This window comes from Streptomyces musisoli (assembly GCF_016741855.1).
In the GTDB taxonomy this organism is placed as follows: domain Bacteria; phylum Actinomycetota; class Actinomycetes; order Streptomycetales; family Streptomycetaceae; genus Streptomyces; species Streptomyces musisoli.
On the sequence record NZ_JAERRH010000007.1, the window covers coordinates 290358 to 307654 of the forward strand.

The 17297-nt window shown below is 74.6% G+C and carries 8 protein-coding genes and 1 tRNA gene; 6 read left to right on the plus strand and 3 right to left on the minus strand.

Annotated features, from left to right (window positions below; all coding sequences use genetic code 11):
- The first annotated feature begins 14 nt into the window (after positions 1-14).
- From tmk to JK361_RS20965, 4 genes are all read left to right on the plus strand, one after another.
- Positions 15-3443 (plus strand): dTMP kinase, encoded by a 3429-nt coding sequence (gene tmk, locus JK361_RS20950; protein WP_201820596.1) that lies wholly within the window; start codon positions 15-17, stop codon positions 3441-3443.
- A 586-nt stretch (positions 3444-4029) separates the two neighbouring features.
- Complete coding sequence (locus JK361_RS20955; protein WP_201820598.1) at positions 4030-5235, plus strand: DNA polymerase III subunit delta'; 1206 nt, start codon at positions 4030-4032, stop codon at positions 5233-5235.
- A 227-nt stretch (positions 5236-5462) separates the two neighbouring features.
- On the plus strand, positions 5463-7073 hold the full coding sequence (locus JK361_RS20960; protein ID WP_201820600.1) for an alpha/beta hydrolase: 1611 nt from the start codon (positions 5463-5465) through the stop codon (positions 7071-7073).
- Between the two features lie 108 nt (positions 7074-7181).
- A tRNA-Thr gene (locus tag JK361_RS20965) sits at positions 7182-7258 on the plus strand.
- A gap of 189 nt (positions 7259-7447) precedes the next feature.
- Here the strand turns inward: JK361_RS20965 and JK361_RS20970 are convergent.
- Positions 7448-9271: a SpoIIE family protein phosphatase gene (locus JK361_RS20970; protein ID WP_201820601.1), complete on the minus strand. Its 1824-nt coding sequence runs from the start codon at positions 9269-9271 to the stop codon at positions 7448-7450.
- 267 nt (positions 9272-9538) lie between these two features.
- On the opposite strand from JK361_RS20970, the gene JK361_RS20975 reads away from it, so the two are divergent.
- Together JK361_RS20975 and JK361_RS20985 are read left to right on the plus strand one after the other, a co-directional pair.
- On the plus strand, positions 9539-10432 hold the full coding sequence (locus JK361_RS20975; RefSeq protein ID WP_201820602.1) for a glycosyltransferase family 2 protein: 894 nt from the start codon (positions 9539-9541) through the stop codon (positions 10430-10432).
- A 463-nt stretch (positions 10433-10895) separates the two neighbouring features.
- A complete protein-coding gene (locus JK361_RS20985) occupies positions 10896-14651 on the plus strand; it encodes an AfsR/SARP family transcriptional regulator (protein WP_236053285.1) in 3756 nt (1251 codons plus the stop codon).
- A gap of 19 nt (positions 14652-14670) precedes the next feature.
- Here JK361_RS20985 and JK361_RS20990 read toward each other — a convergent pair whose 3' ends face one another.
- Both JK361_RS20990 and JK361_RS20995 read right to left on the minus strand, forming a co-directional pair.
- Positions 14671-16359: a bifunctional 3'-5' exonuclease/DNA polymerase gene (locus JK361_RS20990; protein ID WP_201820603.1), complete on the minus strand. Its 1689-nt coding sequence runs from the start codon at positions 16357-16359 to the stop codon at positions 14671-14673.
- Positions 16360-16407: 48 nt separating this feature from the next.
- Positions 16408-17154 carry a Clp protease N-terminal domain-containing protein gene (locus JK361_RS20995; RefSeq protein WP_201820604.1) on the minus strand — a complete coding sequence of 249 codons (747 nt, stop codon included), beginning with the start codon at positions 17152-17154 and terminating at the stop codon, positions 16408-16410.
- Positions 17155-17297 lie beyond the last annotated feature (143 nt).

Sequence of the window (17297 nt, forward strand, 5' to 3'; positions counted from 1 at the left end):
GATAGGCTGAACGCATGACGCGAGCCGAGCAGCCAACGGCCCACCCCACCCCCCCGGACGACGCCCTGGTCGCGGATTCCCGCGAGCGCGCCGTCCGTTCCCTGCTGCGCCGACCGCAGCTGAGGCGCTTGTGGAGCGCGCAGCTGGTGAGCGGTGTCGGTGACGTTCTCTCCCTACTCGTCCTGGTCGTCCTGGTCCTCCAGGCGGCGATCGTCGAGGGGTCCTTCGGCGGTGGCTACCGGGGCGTCGCGTTCGCGGTGGCGACGGTCTTCGGCGCGCGCATCCTCGCCACCCTGCTCTTCGGGGCCGTCCTCCTCGGCCCGCTGACCTCGCTCACCGCGCAGGAGGGGCCGCTCGACCGTCGCTGGACCATGGTCGGCGCCGACGGCCTGCGCGCCGCGCTGCTGATCGTCGCGCCCCTGTGGATCGACTGGACCCCGGACGACGCGCTCGCCGTCCTGCTCGTCACCGCGTTCGTCACCGGTGTCGCCGAACGGCTGTGGACGGTGTGCCGGGAGAGCGCCGCCCCCGCCCTGCTGCCGGGCCCGCCGCCGGAGGGGGCGACCGTACGGCCGCTGCCCGACCACCTGGACGCCCTGCGCCGCCTCGCGCTGCGCACCGGATTCCTCGCGGTCCCGCTGGCCGCCGCCACCCTGGTCGTCGCCGCCCTGCTGAACAACCTGCTGGGCACCGGCGTGGCCTGGTTCGACCAGCACCAGGCGGCCCTCGCCTCGTACGTGGCGGCGGGCCTGTTCGCCGCCTCCCTGTCCGTGCTGACGTACCTGGAACTGCCCGACCCGCGCACCCCGCGCCCGCGGTCCCCGCTGGAGGGCCTGCGCCGCCCGCGCACCGGCGACGGCGTCGACAAGGGCCGTACGGGCGCCGTCCCGCTGCTGGTCCCGGCCTGTGCCGGGGTCGCCGGGGCGATCGCGGCGGCCGTCTCCGTGTGCGTGCTGCACGCCAAGGACCTGGGCGGCGGCCCGGTGCTCTACGGCCTGCTGGTGCTGGGCCTGACCGGCGGAGTCGCCGTCGGCATCCGCACCGCCCCCGCGCTGCTGCCCTCGCTGTCCCGCCGCCGACTGCTCGCCCTGGCGATCGCCGTCACCGGCATCGCGCTGCTGGCCGCCGGACTGGTGCCGGACGTCACCACGGTCCTGCTGATCGTCACGCTGGCCGGCGCCGCCGCGGGCGTGGCCGCCAACACCGGGCACACCCTGCTCGACCAGGAGACCGAGGAATACCGCCGGGTGCGCACCACCGAGCACCTGCACGCCGTGGTCCGCGTCTTCATAGCGCTCGGCGTCCTGGTCGCGCCCCTGGTCGCGGCGCTGATCGGCCCGCACCGGCTGGAGAACGGCAAGTTCGTCTTCGCGCACGGCGGCGCGGCCTTCACGCTGATGCTGGTCGGCGCGCTGCTGCTGCCGGTCGCCGCGCTGGTGCTCGCCAAGGTCGACGACCGTTCGGGTGTGCCGCTGCGCCGGGACCTCAGGGACGCGCTGCTCGGCGGCGACGACCCGGTCACCATCCCGGCGACGAACGGCTTCTTCATCGCCCTGGAGGGCGGTGACGGCGCCGGCAAGTCCACCCAGGCCGAGGCACTCGCCGAGTGGATCCGCGCCAAGGGTCACGAGGTCGTGCTCACCCGTGAGCCGGGGGCCACCCCGGTCGGCAAGCGACTGCGCTCGATCCTGCTGGACGTGTCCTCGGCGGGCCTGTCGCACCGCGCGGAGGCGCTGCTGTACGCCGCCGACCGCGCCGAACACGTGGACACCGTCGTACGCCCCGCCCTGGAGCGCGGCGCGGTGGTGATCTCCGACCGCTACATCGACTCCTCCGTCGCCTACCAGGGCGCCGGCCGCGATCTGTCCCCGACCGAGATCGCCCGCATCAACCGCTGGGCCACCAACGGGCTCGTCCCGCACCTCACCGTCCTGCTGGACGTCTCCCCGGAGACCGCCCGCGAGCGGTTCACCGAGGCGCCGGACCGGCTGGAGTCGGAGCCGGCGGAGTTCCACGCGCGCGTGCGGGCCGGATTCCTCACGCTGGCCGCCGCGGACCCCGGCCGCTACCTGATCGTGGACGCGGGCCAGGAGCCCGAGGCCGTCACCACCGTGATCCGGCACCGGCTGGACACCGTGCTGCCGCTGTCCGAGGCCGAGATCAAGGCCCAGGAGGAGGCGCGCAGGAAGGCCGAGGAGGAGGCCCGCCGCAAGGCCGAGGAAGAGGCCGCCCGCAAGGCCGAGGAGGAGCGCCTGGAGCGCGAGCGCCAGGAGCAGCTCGCGCGCCTGCGCGCCGAGGAGGAGGAGCGCAAGCGGCGCGAACTCGAGGAGGCGCAGCGGCGCGAGGCCGAACGGCAGGCGGAGGAGGCCCGGCAGCGGGCCGAGGAAGCGGCCCGGCGCGCGGAGGAGGAGCGGCAGCGGCTGCTCGCCGAGGAGAAGGCGCGCGCCGAGGAGGAGGCTCGCCGCAAGGCCGAGGAGGAGCGGCGCCGCAGGCAGGCCGAGGAGGAGGCCCGGATCCGCGCCGAGGAGGAGGCCCGGCAGGCCAGGCTGCGTGCCGAGGAGGAGACCCGGCGCCTGGAGGCGCAGCGCAAGGCCGAGGAGGCGTTGCTGCGCGCCGAGGAGGCCCGCCGGCAGGCCGCCGAGGCCGCGGCGGCTGCCGACGCGGCGGCCCGCAGGCCCAGTACGCCCCGGCCGTCGGCACCGGGCGTGGTCCCCGACGCCGCCACGGTCGCCACGCCGGTCGTCGCGCCGGACACGCCCCGGGGCGTCGAGGAGACCGTCCCGACGCCGGTGGTGTCGCCGGACGAGCAGGCGCCGGACGCACCGGCACCGGGCGCGGCGGAGCGCGGCACGGACGGGCCGGGCACGGACACGCGGGGGACGGACACGCGGGGCACGGACGAGACGACGGTGCTGCGGCCGGTGCGCGAGGAGCGCGGCGGGCGGGGGCGCCAGCCGGACTCCGAGGTGACCACCGAGCTGCCGCAGCCGCAGGTGCCTCCGGGCGCGGCGGACGAGACGGCCGTACTGCCGCAGGTGCCTCCGGGCGCGGCGGACGAGACGGCCGTGCTGCCTCCGGTCTCGGCGGAGCGTACGGCCGGGGCGCCGCAGGCTCCGGGTGCGGCCGACGAGACCGCCGTGCTGCCGCCCGTACGGGGTGACGATCCGGTGGACCGGGTGCCGCCCGGCTTCTTCCGGGACGAGCGGCCCGCCGCGGGCCCCGACGGATCCGAACCGCGCACGCGTGAGATGCCCCAGGTCGACGCCGACGGCACGCCCCGCCGCCGGCCGCGCTCCGACTGGGCCGAGGAGACCCCGCTGGACGACCTGCCGACGCTGGCCGACGAACTGCTGGGGTCGTACGACGAGCCGGAGTACGGCGACCAGGGCGACGGTGAGGAGCAGCAGGGCCGCAGGGGACGCGGCCGGGGCCGGCGCGGCTGACCGGCACGCGCCTTTCCGGCGGCCGTCCTGGACAGCCGCTTCGGACGGCCGTTCCGGACAGCCGCTTTGGACCGTTGTTCCGGACAGTCGCTTCGCACAGCGTTCCGGACGGCCGTTCCGGACAGTCGCTTCGGACAGCCGTTGCGGACAATCGCTTCGGACGGGGGCGCCCGCGGGCATCGGCGAGAGGCCGCCGCTCGGGGGCGCCCCCCTTTTTTCCGGTGAGGCATCCCTTCTGAGGGGTCGGGTCCTGCGAGAGCCCTCTTGCCGGTAGCCGCGCCGGTGGGGACTTCCCCGAGGTGCCCTTGCGAGCGAGGCCTCCTGCAAGGACCGTCTCGCCCGTGACGCTCACCGCGAGATCCCTTGCCGGTGAGCCTCCGTGCCCCTTGCCGGTGAGCTTTGTGAGGCTCCGTTTCAGTGGGGCCTCCGTGACGCCACCTGCCCGTGAGGCCCTCGTGTCGCGGAGGTGTCGCCGTCGGTGAGCCTCGTTGCCGCCGGGGCCTCGTCGTCCGCGGCATTCGTTGTCAGTGGCCACCCGCACAATGGATGGCGGTACGTGGAGTGTGACGGAAGGGCGGCGTGACCCATGACCGTGTGGGACGACCTCGTCGGACAGGAGAAGGTGAGCGCGGTGCTCGACGCCGCCGCGCGGGACGCCGACGCCCTCGTCACGGCCGCCGCAGCCCAGGAGCCACCGCCCGAGGCGTCGAAGATGACCCATGCCTGGCTGTTCACGGGCCCGCCCGGTGCGGGCCGGAACCAGGCGGCGCGGGCCTTCGCCGCGGCCCTTCAGTGCGTGAGCCCGGACCGCGCCCTCGGCGGCTCCCCCGGCTGCGGCTTCTGCGACGGCTGCCACACCGCGCTGCTCGGCACCCACGCGGACGTCACGACGGTCGCCGCGGTCGGCTCCGAGATCCTGGTCAAGGACATGCGGGACACGGTCCGCAAGTCGTTCACCGCCCCGGCGAACGGCCGCTGGCAGATCATCCTGGTCGAGGACGCCGAGCGGCTGAACGAGAAGTCGGCCAACGCCGTCCTCAAGGCCGTCGAGGAGCCCGCCCCCCGCACGGTGTGGCTGCTGTGCGCCCCCTCCGTCGAGGACGTCCTGCCGACCATCCGCTCCCGCTGCCGCCACCTGACCCTGCGCACGCCGTCCGTCGAGGCGGTCGCCGACATGCTCGTACGGCGCGACGGCATCGAGCCCGAGGCCGCCGCGTACGCCGCCCGCGCCACCCAGGGCCACGTCGACCGGGCCCGCCGCCTGGCCACCGACCCGGCGGCCCGCGAGCGCCGCGCCACCGTGCTGAAGCTGCCGCTGCGGCTGGACGAGGTCGGCGCCTGCCTCAAGGCCGCCCAGGAACTCGTCGACGCGGCGGCGGAGGACGCCAAACAGCTCGCCGAGGAGATGGACGGCAAGGAGACCGAGGAGCTGAAGGCGGCCCTCGGCGCCGCCCAGGGCGGCCGGCTGCCGCGCGGCACCGCGGGGGTGATGAAGGACCTGGAGGACATGCAGAAGCGCCGTAGAACCCGCACGCAGCGCGACAGTCTGGACGTCGCCCTCGGCGACCTCATCGCCTTCTACCGCGACGTCCTCGCCCTCCAGCTCGGCACGCGCGTGGCGATCGCCAACGCCGACGCGGGGGAGGCCCTGGAGCGGCTGGCCCGCGGCAGCGCCCCCGAGTCCACACTCCGCCGCATCGAGGCGATCTCCGCCTGCCGCGAGGCCCTGGACCGCAATGTGGCCCCGCTGCTGGCGGTGGAGGCGATGACGATGGCGCTGCGGGCCGGCTGAGAACAGCGACGGCCTCGGACCCGTATGACCCGTGCGGCGACCGGCCGAGGAGGAGGGCCCGTGAGGCAAGGAGCGAGAAGGAAGAGCCCGTGACGAGACGGGCCGGCCTCGTCGAGACCCGTGAGGGCGACGGGTCGAGCCGGCCGGGGACGCTGCCGTGTCCCTCGTAGGAGGCACCCATGTCCACGCACCGCACTCGATCCTTCGCGCAGCGTTACTCTCGCCTGATGCACACCAGGCCAGCTCCCCGCTCCCGCCCGACCCGGGTCCCCCGCGCCCGGACGACGGGCCGTCTCACGGCCACCCTCCTCACCGCCACCGCCCTGCTCGTGTCCGCCTGCTCCTCCGGCACCTCGACCACATCGGCCGGCGGGACCGTGGAGGCGGCGCTCGCCGCGCTGCCGCGTTCGACGCCGTCGGCACTCGCGTCGTACTACGACCAGCAGCTGCGCTGGCGCGACTGCGGTGTCCCCGGATTCCAGTGCGCGACGATGAAGGCCCCGCTGGACTACGCGAAGCCCGACGCGGGCGCCGTCCGGCTCGCCGTCGCCCGCAAGAAGGCCACCGGCAAGAGCAGGCCGCTCGGCTCGCTGCTGGTCAACCCCGGTGGCCCGGGCGGTTCGGCCGTCGGGTACCTCCAGGACTACGCGGGCCTCGGCTACCCGGCACAGGTCCGCGCCCGCTACGACATGGTGGCGATGGACCCACGGGGTGTCGCCCGCAGCGAGCCCGTCGAATGCCTCGACGGACGGCAGATGGACACGTACACGCAGACGGACCTGACGCCCGACGACCGCCAGGAGCGGAACGCGGTGGTCGCGGCGCAGCGGAAGTTCGCGGAGAGCTGCGGGGCCCACTCGGCGCGACTGCTGCGGCACGTCTCCACCGTGGAGGCGGCACGGGACATGGACATCCTCCGGGCGGTGCTCGGGGACCGGAAGCTGAACTACGTCGGAGCGTCGTACGGCACGCTCCTCGGGGCGACGTACGCCGGGCTGTTCCCCGAACGGGTCGGCCGGATGGTGCTGGACGGAGCGATGGACCCGTCCCTGGACGCCCGCAGGCTGAACCAGGACCAGACGGCGGGCTTCGAGACGGCGTTCCGGGCGTTCGCGGAGGACTGCGTCCGGCACACCGACTGCCCGCTCGGCGGGAAGGGCACGACGCCCGCACAGGTCGGCGACCACTTGCAGGCGTTCTTCCGCAAGCTGGACGCCCACCCCGTCCCGGCGGGCGACGCGAGCGGCCGCAAGCTCGGGGAGGCGCTGGCCACCAACGGGGTGATCGCGTCGATGTACGACGAGGGGTCCTGGGAGGCGCTGCGTGAGGCGCTGACCTCGGCGATGAAGGAGCACGACGGCTCCGGCCTGCTGTCCCTCTCCGACAGCTACTACGAGCGGGACGCGAGCGGCCACTACAGCAACCTGATGATGGCCAACGCCGCGGTGAACTGCCTGGACCTGCCGCCCGCCTTCAACGGCGCCGAAGCGGTCGAAAAGGGCCTGCCCGCGTTCGAGAAGGCGTCCCCGGTCTTCGGCTCCGGGCTGGCCTGGGCGTCGCTGAACTGCGCGTTCTGGCCGGTACGGGCCACAGGTGAGCCGCACCGCATCGAGGCGAAGGGGGCGGCGCCGATCGTGGTGGTCGGCACGGTCCGCGACCCGGCGACGCCGTACCGCTGGGCCCGGTCGCTGGCCGGCCAGCTCTCCTCGGCCCGCCTGCTGACCTACGACGGCGACGGGCACACGGCGTACGGCCGGGGCAGCGCCTGCATCGACACCGCGATCGACACCTACCTCCTCCGGGGCACCCCGCCGACCGCCGGAAAACGCTGCTCATAGCCCCTGCCACCCACCCCGGGGCCGCCCGCTCCGGGGTGGGTACGAAGCACCCCGGGAAACTGTGTAGACTTACCGACGTTGCTGATCGCACCATGGTGCGGACAGCGCGCCGCTTTAGCTCAGATGGCCAGAGCAACGCACTCGTAATGCGTAGGTCTCGGGTTCGAATCCCGAAAGCGGCTCCACTGAAACCCCGCGTCGGTCCCTTCCGGCGTGGGGTTTTCTCGTGCGGGGCACACGGCGGCGGATGCGGGCGCGGGCCGCGCGGCCGTCCGTCCGTGGTGTCGGCAAGGCTGGAGCGTGCCCGGTCGCCTCGGCGACGCCGGGACGGTCCCGGCCGCGGGCCGTGTCGCCGCTCGTTCCTCCACCGTCCGCTACCGCCCGCCCGGTCCCGGTGGTCCCTTCGGATGCCGGGAGCGCGGTGTGGAGGGGCGGCGGAGGCGGGCCGCGAGGAGGGCGATGTCGTCCTCGCACATGCCGTGGGTCAGCCGGCTCAGCAGGGTGTCCAGCAGGTGATCCAGCGAGTCGTCGGCCGACAGGCCCATCTCGCTGAGCGCGCGCACCGAGTCGTCGATGTCCACGCCCCGCTGCTCCACCAGGCCGTCCGTGTAGAGCAGCAGCACGGAGCCCGGCTCGAATGCGAACGTTGTCATCTCGTACTCGCCGAGTTCCGTGCCGATCGGGGGGCCTGCCGGCAGGTGCATCAGGCCGGTGCTGCCGTTGGGCCGGATGACGAGGGGCGGCAGGTGCCCGGCCGTGGCCGCCGTGCAGGTCCCGGCCTCGGGGTCCATCAGGACCAGCAGGCAGGTGGCGACCCGGTCGAGGCCGATGCGTGCCGCCCTGCGGTCCGCCTCGGAGAGCATGGCGTCCACGGGCAGCCCGGCGGCGGCGACCGTGCGCAGGACGGAGCGGTACTGGCTCATGGCCACGGCGGCCTGGAAGCCGTGGCCCATCACGTCGCCCATGACCAGCAGCGTGCGGCAGTCCGGGAGCGCGATGGAGTCGTACCAGTCGCCGCCGACGAGGGCGCTGCGGCCGGACGGCAGGTAGCGGGTGGCCACCTCGACGGTGGGGTGCGGGCTGTCGGGCTCGGACAGCAGGGCGCGCTGGAGTTCCAGCGTCATCGTGTGCTCATGGCTGTACCGGTGGGCGCTGTCGATGGAGACGGCCGCCCGCGCGGCGACGCCCTGCGCGGTCAGGATGTCGTCGTTGCTGAAGGAGGGAGACGCCCCCATCCGCATGAGGAGGACGACGCCGACGCTGCGGCCGGCCGTGGGCAGGGGGACGATGAGCACCGAGTGGACCCCGGCCGCCCGGTAGATCCTCAGCCGGTCGGGATCCGCGACGACCTTCTCGAACAACTCGTCGGAGGTCAGGTTGCCCAGCCACGGCCGTCCGCTGTCGATGCAGCGCCGGGGGGCCGAGCCGCGCGGGAGATCGATGTACGGCTTCGGCCCGCCGAGCTCGCTCAGGTGCCGTTGCAGTTCCGCCGGCACCGTCAGCTCCATCTTGCGCAGGCGCAGCATGCCGGGCGGCGGCGGGGGCACACCGAAGAACTCCTCCTCCACGATCCCGACCGCGGCGATGTCGGCGAGGGAGGGGGCGAGGAAGTGCGCCAGCTCGGCGCAGGTGGCCTCCACGTCGAGGGTCGTGCCGACCCGGGTGGTCGCGGCGTCCAGGAGGGCGAGCCGCTGGTGGGCGTTCTCCAGGTCGTCCAGGTACTGGCGCAGGTTGCTGACCTCGACGGCGATCCCGCACACGCCGACCACCTGACCCTGCACCTCCAGCCGGTGGAAGACGGCGCGCCAGAGCCGTCGCCCCACGGGTGAGGGGACGCGCGTGGTCCCGGACAGGGTGACCTCCCGGGGCCGGCCGTCGGCGAGCACCTCGATCAGCACGTCGTCCGGTCTCTGCACGTCGGGCAGCACCTCGGCGAGCGTCCGGCCGAGGAACGTGGTGGCCGGTACCCCAGTGACCCGGGACCAGGCCGGATTGACGTAGAGGTGGCGCAGATGACGGTCCAGGATGATCACGGGGGCGGAGGTGCCTTCGATGATCCCGCGCAGGAATCCGCACTCACAGACCGACTGGACGCCGTCGACCAGCCGGAGGAACGGGTCGGCTCCCATGGTTCTCGGCACGTGGGCGGCCTGGGCCGGGGGAAAGAGCCACGGCGGCGGGAGTTGTTCAGCGTTCACCGTCTTCTCCAGCGGTCCGGGCAGGTCGGCCCCTCTCCCATCGTGTGGGGGCGGCGAATCCGTCGCATCTTGGCCGCCATGCCGGTTGCGCCTTCAACAAGCTCGGGGGGAGGGGGACCGGGAAACGTGGTCATAAAACCGGATCAAAGACGCGGCAAAGTGAATCCGCGTCAGGTGAACCCACGGCCCTGAGGCAACATCTTGGTGAACGGCGGGCAGCGCGCGATCGGGCGGCGCTGCCGCCGTCGGCCGGATGGGAAGAGGGACATGGTGGAGCCGAGGATCGCCGTCGCCGTGGTGACGATGGGCAACCGGCCCGCCGAGGTCGACGCCCTGCTGGAGTCCGTGGCCAAGCAGGATCTCGCCCCCGCCCGCATCGTGATCGTCGGCAACGGCTGCCGACTGCCCGAGTTCGCCCGCCGGCTCTCCCTGCCCGGTGAGGTCACCACCATCGACGTCGAGGAGAACCTCGGCTGCCCCGGTGGCCGGAACGTCGCCCTGGCCCGGCTGCGGGCATTCGGTGACGTCGACGTCGTCGTGGAACTGGACGACGACGGGCTGCTCGTCGACCCCGACGTGCTGCGCCGGGTGCGCGACCTGTACGCCGCCGATCCCCGCCTCGGCATCGTCGGCTTCCGCATCGCCGACGAGCACGGCCGGACCCAGCAGCGGCACGTGCCCCGGGTGGGCAAGTCCGACCCGATGCGCGGCGGTTACGTCACCGGATTCCTCGGCGGCGGACACGCCCTGCGGACGGCGATGCTGGCCGAGACCGGGGACTGGCCCGCCGAGTTCTTCTTCGCGCACGAGGAGACCGACCTCGCCTGGCGGGCCCTCGACGCCGGCTGGAAGATCCTGTACGCCCCCGAGCTGCTCCTCCAGCACCCCTGGACCTCGCCGGCCCGGCACGCCATCTACTACCGGGTCAACGCCCGCAACCGCGTCTGGCTGGTCCGGCGCCGGCTGCCGCTGCCGCTGGTCCCGGTGCACCTCGGTGTGTGGACGCTCCTCACCCTCCTCCGCACCCGTTCCGTGGCCGGGCTCAAGGCGTGGTTCGGCGGCTTCGCCGAGGGGTTGCGGGAGCCGGCCGGCGAGCGGCGGCCGATGCGCTGGCGGACGGTGTGGCGGCTCACCCGGCTGGGACGTCCGCCGGTGATCTGAGCGGGATGCGAGGCCGGCGCCAGGATGCGAGGCCGGGCGCGACCAGGGTCGGGGACCGGCGCCGGGACGCGAAAAAACGGGACGGGGCCCCGGTCGTTCACCTCCGCCGGCCGGGGCCCTTGTCGTCCCCGGATCTGGCCTGCGGCGACACTCCCCCGAGTTACGCGACATACGCGCGCGCCGTCGGGCCGGATCCGATGGAATGATCACATCAGGATTCGCCAACGGATCGCTAACATGTGGCCAACGGTTCGTCGGTGGGGCGTGAGCCCGATGGCTGGAAATCGTTCAGCAGGGACGACAACAGCCCATCGGAGTAGCGGATTCCGGTGCCGGACCGGCAGGCGGAAGGTGGCGGGAAACCGTTGTGTACAGGGCGGGATTCCGCCAGGCGGCGGCGGGCACACGCCCGCCACGGAGCGCGGTCGGCGCTGATCGCGTGGGAAGGCTGTGGAGCGGCGTGATGCGGCGGTGCGAGCTGCGCTTCGGACTGCTGGGACCGCCGGTCCTCTACGACCGGCCGCCGTACGGACTCTCGTACGAAACCCCGTCCAGGACCGCAGGCGACCCGGCATCCGGGACCTTTGGCGACATGGCCGTCGGGCCCTCCGGCGACCCGGCGGCCGGTGTTCTCGGTGACACGGCTGCAGGGCCCTTCGGCGACCCGGCACCCGGACCGTCCGGTGACCCGGCACCCGGGGTCTCCAGCGACCCGGCACCCGGCGTCTCCGGCGACCCGGCCCCCGGGCTCTTCGGTGACAAGGCGCCCGGTTCCTCCGGTGACACGGTTTCAGGTTCCCTCGGCGGCACCGCGCGTGGCGCCCACGGTGGCACCTCTCCCGGTTCCCCCTCCCCGGGAGGCGCCGGCGCGCACTCCCCGGCGGCCCCGGGCGTTACCGCGCACGACGGTTCCGGCGCCGTCCCGCCGGGGACGTCCGGTGCCCGCTCTCCCGGCCGCTCCGCCGAGTGGGCCGGCGACGACGGCGCCGACAACTGCGTCCGCGCCATCGGCAGTCCCAAGGTCCGCGCCCTGCTCGCCGCGCTGCTGCTGGAGTCCGGCCGGGTCGTGTCCGTCGAGTCGCTGAAGGACGCGCTGTGGGGCGGCGCGCCGCCCGTCTCCGCGCAGGCCTCCCTGCACAACCACGTCACCCGGCTGCGCCGGCTCCTGGACGACCCCGAGCGCCTGAGGGCCGTACCACCGGGCTACGTGCTGCGGGTCGACCACGGTGAGCTGGACGTGCACGTCTTCGACGCCCGGGTCGCCGACGCGCGGGCCGCGCACGCCCGGCGGGACTGGGCGGGCGTGGTGCGGTCGTGCGCCGCCGCGCTGGCGCTGTGGCGCGGCACCCCGCTCAGCGGGCTCCCCGCCGACATCGGCGGCTACGCCCTCGTGCAGCGCCTGGAGCAGGCCCGGCTGTTTCTGCTGGAGTGGCGTTACGACGCCGAACTCGCCCTCGGCGGCGCCCGCCTGGCCGCCCTGGTCCCCGAGCTGTCGGCCCTGATCGCCGAGTATCCGCTGCGCGAGGCGTACCACCGTCAGCTGATGCTCGCCCTGCACCGCACCGGCCGCCGGGCCGAGGCCCTCGCCGTCCACCGTGACCTGCGTGCCCGCCTGGTGGAGGAACTCGGCATCGAACCCGGCGCGGCGGTCCGCGCGGCGCACGTCGAGGTGCTGCGGGGGAGCGGCGGGGGACAGCGGCGGGGCGAGACGCACGGTGTTCCGTGGCCGGCGGGCCGGAACGGTCGGCCGCTGCGGGAGGGCGGGTCGCCCGCCGGCGCCGTCGGGGATGCCTCGTCCCCGGTGGCCTCCGAAGGGTCCGCGTCCGCTACGGCTCCGACGGCCTCCGCGGATTCCGCGGCCCCGGCGTCCCCCGCGCTGTCCGACTCCCCGCAGGACGGTGCCGCCGCGGCCCCGCGGCCGGCCCCGCGCCCCGCCCAGTTGCCGGCCCCGCCTGCCCATTTCACCGGCCGGGCCGACGTGTGCGGCGAGCTGGCCCGGGCGCTGACCGAGCCGCCCGCCCCGGCCCCCGCCGTCGCGGTGATCAGCGGCATGGCCGGCGTCGGCAAGAGCGCCCTGGCCCTGCATGTCGCCCATGACCTGCGGGAACGCTTCATCGACGGCCAGCTCTACGTCAACCTGCACGGCGCCACCCCCGGCGTGACCCCGCTCACCGTCACACAGGCGCTCGCCGCGCTGCTGCGCGACCTCGGCGTCGACTCCCGCAGCATCCCGGAACACCCGGACGCTGCCTCCGCGTTGCTCCGCTCGCTGCTCGCGCCCGCCCGCATCCTGCTGGTGCTGGACGACGCGGCGAACGCGGCCCAGGTACGGCCCCTGCTGCCGGCCGGGCCCGGCTGCGCGGTGATCGTCACCAGCCGCTCGCCCCTCACCGCGCTCGACGGTGCCCGCCGCTTCCCGCTCTCCCCGCTGACCGGCGAGGACAGCGCGGCCCTGCTCCGTGCCGTGAGCGGACGCGCGGGACTGGACGCCGGTCACGCGCTGGTCGAGCTGACCGGCCGGCTCCCGCTGGCCCTGCGGGTGGTCGCCGCCCGGCTCGCCGCCCGCCGCGCGCTCACTCCGGACGTCCTGGCCGGCCAACTGGCCGCCACCGGGGGACGGCTGCACCACCTGGAGTACGACGACCTGAGCGTCCGCCGCTCCCTCGCCGTCGCCCACGACGCGCTCGCCGCCGCCGAGCGCGAGGCCGACCGGGATGCAGCCCTCGCGCTGTGCCGCATCGGCGCGCTCGACCTGCCGACGTACGGTGCCCCGCTGATCGCCCGCCTCACCGGCACCGACGAGCGGCGGGCCGAGGCCGCCCTGGACCGCCTGGTCGACGTCGCCCTGCTGGAGGAGACGGCGTTCGGCCGCTACGCACCCCACGACCTGGTCCGCGACTTCGCCCGGGAACTGGCGGACGCCGCCCCGAGGGCCTGTGCCGCATCCACGGCCGCCGACGGGCCTTCCGGCACCACCGGGACATCCACTGCCGCCGAGGCTTCCGGCAACCCGGGGACATCCGTGACCGCCGAGGTCTCCGGCACCACGGGGGCGCACGGCTCCGTCGTGCCCGCCGGCACGCCCACCCCCTCCGACCTCGTCGCCCTGCGCTGGTACGCCGCCGTCGCCGCGCGCATGCTCACGGCGGTGGTGGAGCCGGGGATCGACCAGGACGACCGGCGGCGGCCGACCGCCGCGCAGCCGGCCGGGCACGCGGCGGACGTGGCCGCCCTGGCGTCCTTCGAGTCGGCCGAGCAGGCCTTCGCCTGGGGCGAGGTCGAGCTGGAGAACGTCGTCGCCCTGGTGGAGCGGAACGCGGACACCGACGACCCGCGCGCGGCAGCCCACCTGTCGCTGCTCGCACGGCTGCTCTTCCCCTATGTGCAGCGCGGCGGCCGGGTCGCCGAGATGGAGGTGCTGGGGCAGGCCGCGCTCGGGGCGGCGCGCCGGCTCGGGGACGCGGCGGCCGAGGCGTACGCGCTGGGTGACCTCGCCGGACTGTACTTCCTGACGGGCCGGCAGAACGACGCCCTCGCCCTCACGGACGAGGCCCTGGAGATCTGGGTACGGCTGGGCACGGCCTCCAGGATCCGGCGCTGTCTGAACAACCGCGGGCTGCTGCTGGAGGGGCTCGGGCGGTTCGAGGAGTCGGGGGAGGCGCTGCGGCAGAGCCTCGCCTACTCGCGGTTGCTGAAGGATCCCTACGGCGAGGCCGTCACCCGCAGCCACCTCGGCAACCTCTACGAGCACACCGACCCGCGCGCCGCCATCGAGCAGCACCGGCGCTCGCTGGCGATCGGGGACCGGATCGGTGCGGTCATCGTGCGGCACTCGGCCCACTGCAACATCGGCTACGCCCATCTCACCCTCGGCGAACCGGAGGCGGCCGCCCGGCATTTCGAGGAGAGCCTGCGCATCCTCGGCGGCCACGGCGACTGGCACGGGGAGGCCCAGACCCGGCTCGGCCTGGTCCGCGCGCTGCGGCAGCTGGGGGAGACCGGGCGGGCGGCCGGCGAGTGCGTGGAGCTGCTGCGCCGCGCCGACGCCCGCGCCGACCGCTACATGGGCGGAAAGGCCCTGCACCAGCAAGGGTTCCTGCTGCGGGAGCAGGGGCGGCGGGCGGAGGCGTACGACGCCTGGCGCGCGGCACGGGCGGCGCTGGACGGCACGGACGAGCAGGCGGTGCTGGCGGAGCTGCGGGAGCTTCTCGAGGACTGACCCGGGCGTGCTGAACAGCTCACTTGGCGTCCGCGTAGCACTCCACCACCGCCGTCGTGAACGGGAACCGCACCGGGGTTTCGCCGAAGGTCAGCCGGCCGGCGAGGGCGGCGGCCTCGTCGATGGCCCGGACGACGGCGTCGGCCTCCTCGGCGGGGCAGTGCACGATCACCTCGTCGTGCTGGAAGAAGACCAGCTCGGCCCGCAGGTCCGCGCAGGCCCGGCGCAGCGCGGCGAGCAGCAGCAGGGCCCAGTCGGCGGCACTGCCCTGGACGACGAAGTTCCGCGCGAAGCGGCCTCGCGCGCGGGAGTTGGTGGAGGCGTACCCGGGGGCCCAGGCGGCCTGGCCGTCCGGCTCCGGCTCGCCGACCGGGATGCCCGCCTCCTCCGCCGCGTCCTCGCCCGCCCCGGCGGCCGGCGGGCAGGTGCGGCCCAGCCACGTGCGCACCAGCCGGCCCTCCTCGCCCGCGCGGGCCGCCTCGTCGACGTAGGCGACGGCCTTCGGGAAGCGGCGGCGGAGCGCGGCGAGGTTCTTCAGGCCGTCGCCGGAGGTCTGGCCGTAGACCGCGCCGAGCACCGCGATCTTGGCCTGGTCCCGGTCGCCGGAGAAGGCGCGGTCGGAGACGGACTGGTACAGGTCGCTCTCGCGGCCGGCCACCTCCATCAGGCCGGGGTCGCGGGAGATGGCGGCCAGCACGCGCGGCTCCATCTGGTCGGCGTCGGCCACCACCAGCCGCCAGCCGGGGTCGGCGACCACGGCCCGGCGGATCACCTTGGGGATCTGGAGGCCGCCCCCGCCGTTCGTCACCCAGCGACCGGTGACCGTGCCGCCGGCGAGGAACTCGGGGCGGAAGCGGCCGTCGCGCACCCAGTCCTGCAGCCAGGACCAGCCGTGCGCCACCCAGATGCGGTACAGCTTCTTGTACTCCAGCAGGGGTTCGACGGCCGGGTGGTCGACGGACCGGATCTCCCAGCGGCGGGTGGACTTCACCTTGATCCCGGCCTGCGCGAAGGCCTTGACCACGTCGGCGGGCAGGTCGGGGCGCACCCGGCGGCCGAAGGCGGCGGACACCTGGTCGGCCAGCTCGGCTAGGCGGCGCGGCTCGCCGCCGCCCGCGTACCGCTCGCCGAGCAGGGTGTGCAGCAGCTCGCGGTGGACCTCGGCGCTCCAGGGCAGACCCGCCTGGTTCATCTCGGCGGCCACCAGCATTCCGGCCGACTCGGCGGCGGTGAGCAGCCGCATCCGGTCGGGGTGGGCGGTCTTCTCGTGCCGCCGCAGCTGGTCGGCGTGGACCGCGAGCAGGTCCGGCAGGGGCAGCCGGGCGCCCGCGGGCTCGAACAGCGGGGACTGGGCGCCGGGTTCGGCCGCGCGCTGCGGCGGGTCGGGCGGGACGGGGCCGCCCCGGAGGCGGGCCAGGGCGGCGGCGGCCGAGCGCGGCTCGCCGTACCGGCCCTCGTGGCCCAGCAGGAGTGTCTCGGCGTCCTCGATGTCGTAGCACCGCTCCACTCGCACCCCCGTGGCGAGCAGACGCGGATAGACCTCGGCGGTCGACCGCCACACCCAGCGCGTCACCTCCGGGCGGCTCCGCACCGCCCCGGCGAGATCGCTCTCCCGCCGCACCGGCCCGGCGGGCAGCCCGTCCGGGCCGAGGGGGGCGACGTCCGCGCCTCCGTCCTCGGCCGGTGCGAGCGCCCACCGGTCGGTCATGGGTGCGAGTGTGGCAGGGGGGTCTGACAATGGGCCCGACCTGCGGCTCTACTCCTGCGCGCCGCCGGTGCCCGGCTTCCCTTCCAGCAGCAGCGCGAGCATTGCGGTCAGCTGCTGCTCGGTGGACTCCTTGGTGATGCCGAGGCCGTTGAGGACGCCCTGGCCGTGCTCGTGCTCCAGCAGGGCCAGCAGCAGGTGTTCCGTGCCGATGTAGTTGTGACCGAGCCGGAGGGCCTCGCGGAAGGTGAGTTCCAGGACCTTCTTGGCCTCGGGGCCGTAGGGGACGAGTTCGGGGACCTCGTCCGCGGCGGGCGGCAGGGCGGCGGTCGCGGCCTGGCGCACGGCGTCCAGGAGGACGCCCTGCGTGGTGATCGCCTTCGCGGCCAGTCCCTCGGGCTCGGCCAGCAGGCCGAGGACCAGGTGCTCGGGGCGGCCCTCGGTGTTGCGGGCGGCCACCGCCTCGTTGTGCGCGGCCATGACCACGTTCCGCGCGCGCGGGGTGTAGCGGCTGAAGCCCTGGCCGGGGTCGAGGTCGGCGGACTCCTTGGGCACGAACCGCTTCTGCGCCGCCTGCCGGGTCACGCCCATGCTCCGGCCGATGTCGGTCCAGGACGCGCCCGAGCGACGGGCCTGGTCGACGAAGTGCCCGATCAGGTGGTCGGCGACGTCACCGAGGTGGTCGGCGGCGATCACCGCGTCCTGGAGCTGGTCGAGGGGTTCGGGGTGGACCTTCTTGATGGCCTCGATGAGGTCGTCGAGGCGCACGGATGCCGTGATGTTCTGGTTGCTCGCCATAGTGTCAACCGTAGGTTGCCACCCCAGGGGTGTCAACCGATGGTTGACGCTGTCCTGGGGTGTCTCCTCCGGCCTGCTCGGGCGTGGCCGCCAGCCGGACCGCGAGCCTGTCCGGCCGGCTCCGCTACTCGCGGAGGGCCGCG

Coding starts and splice junctions, on each gene's coding strand:
- tmk (WP_201820596.1), top strand. CDS start 15: ATGACGCGAGCCGAGCAGCCAACGGCCCACCCCACCCCCCCGGACGAC.
- JK361_RS20955 (WP_201820598.1), top strand. CDS start 4,030: ATGACCGTGTGGGACGACCTCGTCGGACAGGAGAAGGTGAGCGCGGTG.
- JK361_RS20960 (WP_201820600.1), top strand. CDS start 5,463: ATGCACACCAGGCCAGCTCCCCGCTCCCGCCCGACCCGGGTCCCCCGC.
- JK361_RS20975 (WP_201820602.1), top strand. CDS start 9,539: ATGGTGGAGCCGAGGATCGCCGTCGCCGTGGTGACGATGGGCAACCGG.
- JK361_RS20985 (WP_236053285.1), top strand. CDS start 10,896: ATGCGGCGGTGCGAGCTGCGCTTCGGACTGCTGGGACCGCCGGTCCTC.
- JK361_RS20990 (WP_201820603.1), bottom strand. CDS start 16,359: ATGACCGACCGGTGGGCGCTCGCACCGGCCGAGGACGGAGGCGCGGAC.
- JK361_RS20995 (WP_201820604.1), bottom strand. CDS start 17,154: ATGGCGAGCAACCAGAACATCACGGCATCCGTGCGCCTCGACGACCTC.